Here is a 2,504-nt window from a genome sequence, read left to right on the forward strand (position 1 = left end):
GTGGCGTGCCGTTTCCGATTCCACATGACGGCTATGAAGCCATCTGGAACGAGCGTACGGCCTGGCGCGGCGGCAACATCACCTTGCCCATGCGTGTCTGGGTGGTGACCGGCGATGGCCGGCGGGCCATGGCCTCGGGTGGCACCCAGACGCTGAGCCAGCCGTTCTACGCCAAGGACGGCAGCCTGGAAAAGTTCGACGGCTATTACTCGCTGGGCAAGTTCGTAGCCAACGCACCGGGCTCCAAGGCCGGTGAAGCCATTCTGGCGCTGGACGGTGTGTCTGAAGCCGCCCCGCGCGGGCTGTGGCAGTACCTGGTGGGCCAGCGCCGTGTGCGCAAGGCACCGTCGGTAGCCTATGACACGCCGGACTCGGTGACCTCGGGCATCGGCCTGTTCGATGAAGCCTTCACGCTGTTTGGCCCTATCGACAAGCACGAGCTGAAGCTGGTCGGCAAGAAGGAGATGTACATCCCCTACAACAACAACCGCGCCGCCGCCGCCAAGGTGGAAGACCTGGTAACACCCAACACGCTGAACCCGGCCCAGGTGCGCTGGGAGCTGCACCGCGTGTGGGAGGTAGAGGCCACGCTGGCTGCGGGCAAGCGCCATGTGGTGCCCAAGCGCAAGTACTACATCGACGAAGACAGCTGGCAAACCGCGCTGTTTGACGGCTGGGATGCCAAGGGCCAACTCTGGCGTACCAACTTTGCGCTGATGCTCACTGCGCCCGATGTGCCTGTGGTGTCCAACTTTGTGCTGTGGGGTGGCTATGACCTGCAGAACAGCTCGTACTACCTGAACATGGCATCCAACGAATTGCCCAAGCAATACGAAATCGTACCGCCGATTCCGCGCAACTTCTTCAGTTCTGAGTCCTTGGCCAACGAAGGCGCGCGCTAATGGCACAAGCCGTTCGACAAGGGGTGGCGCGGCGCGCGGCCTTGCTGGGCTTGTGCGGCTGGGCCGCCGCGCTGGCCCTGCCTGCACGGGCCAGCAATACGGCCGTTGTGTCCGTTGTACCCGCTGTGCTGACGCATGCCGCAGTGCAAACCCCCAAGGCCCTTGGTGCCGCCACGCTGGCGGTGGCCCGTGCGGGCAAGCGTCTGGTGGCAGTGGGCGAGCGCGGTACGGTGCTGCTGTCTGACGATGCGGGCATCCATTGGCAGCAGGCGCAGGTGCCGGTACAGGTCACTTTGACCACAGTATGTTTTGTCGATGCGCAGACGGGCTGGGCGGCTGGCCATTTGGGTGTCATCTTGCGCAGCGACGATGCCGGCGCTACCTGGCACAAGCAGCTCGATGGATTCCAGGCTGCGGCCCTGGTGTTGCAAGCGGCCCAGGCCACGGGCGATGCCAAGGCCATTGCCAACGCTGAACGGCTGGTGGAAGAGGGGGCCGACAAGCCATTTTTTGACATGGAATTCAGCGATGCCCAGCATGGCTTTGTGGTCGGCGCCTATGGACTGATGCTATCTACCGCAGACGGCGGCACCACTTGGGCGGCGGTCAGTCCGCGCCTGCCAAACCCCAAAAGCCTGCACTTGTACGGCGTGCGGGCCAGCGGCAGCACTGTGCTGATTGCCGGTGAGCAAGGCCTGCTGCTGCGCTCTACCGATGGTGGCGGCAGCTTCACGGCCCTGGAGTCGCCCTACAAGGGCAGCTTTTTTGGTTTGCTGCGTAGCGTAGGCGACGTGTGGGTGGCGTATGGGCTGCGCGGTACCGCCTACCGCTCCGTTGACGCCGGGACGCATTGGGACAAGCTGGACACCGGGGTGCCCATGGCTGTGGGCGCGGGAATGGCTTTGCCCGGCGGCGGCTTTGTGTTGATGAGCCAGGCAGGTGATGTGCTGGTGGGACGCGCGGACAGCCTGGCACTGCGTCGCGTGCCCGCGCGCGAACCCGTACCTGTGTCCGGAGTGGTGCAGGCGGAAGACGGCAGTTTGGTTGTGGCCAGTTTGCGTGGCATGCACCGGCTCCCTGCTCTGCCTGTCAATTGAAATCAGAAAACCCGCTGCCCACCGCAGCAGAAAAATAATGCACGCCGATAACTCCTCTCAAACCCAGCCCGTGGTCGCCCGGCTGGAAGACTTCGACACCCGCTCCGGCAATGTGGTGGAGCGCGCCTTTTTTAACCACCGGCCATGGGTGATGGCGATCTGCCTGGCCTTGACCCTTGTGCTGGGCTGGCTAGGTACCCACCTGCACCTGAACGCCAGCTTCGAGAAGACCATTCCCACCAGCCACCCCTACATCGTCAACTACCTGGCCCACAAGGGCGACCTGGCCGGCCAGGGCAATGCGCTGCGCCTGGTGGTGCAGGCCAAGCAGGGCACGATCTTCGACAAAGATTATCTGGAAGCCTTGCAGAAGATCAACGATGAGGTGTTCCTGCTGCCCGGTGTGGACCGCCCCTTCATGAAGTCGCTATGGACCTCCAACACCCGCTGGGTGGCGGTGACCGAGGACGGCTTGGATGGCGGGCCGGTCGTGCCCGATACCTTT

The 2,504-nt window shown here is 63.7% G+C and carries 2 protein-coding genes and 1 pseudogene; all 3 read left to right on the forward strand.

The window, feature by feature from the left end; all coding sequences use genetic code 11:
* Window positions 1-902 (forward strand): DUF1329 domain-containing protein (locus ABI213_RS09110; protein ID WP_348026809.1); only part of this gene is annotated, 902 nt, incomplete at its 5' end.
* Window positions 902-1,999, forward strand: a complete 1,098-nt coding sequence (locus ABI213_RS09115) for a YCF48-related protein (protein ID WP_348026811.1) — start codon at window positions 902-904, stop codon at window positions 1,997-1,999. The genes ABI213_RS09110 and ABI213_RS09115, both read left to right, overlap by 1 nt.
* Before the next feature lie 37 nt (window positions 2,000-2,036).
* Window positions 2,037-2,504, forward strand: a pseudogene (locus tag ABI213_RS09120) (RND family transporter); the annotation flags it as partial.

The organism is Rhodoferax sp. (assembly GCF_039922535.1).
Classification (GTDB): domain Bacteria; phylum Pseudomonadota; class Gammaproteobacteria; order Burkholderiales; family Burkholderiaceae_C; genus Rhodoferax_B.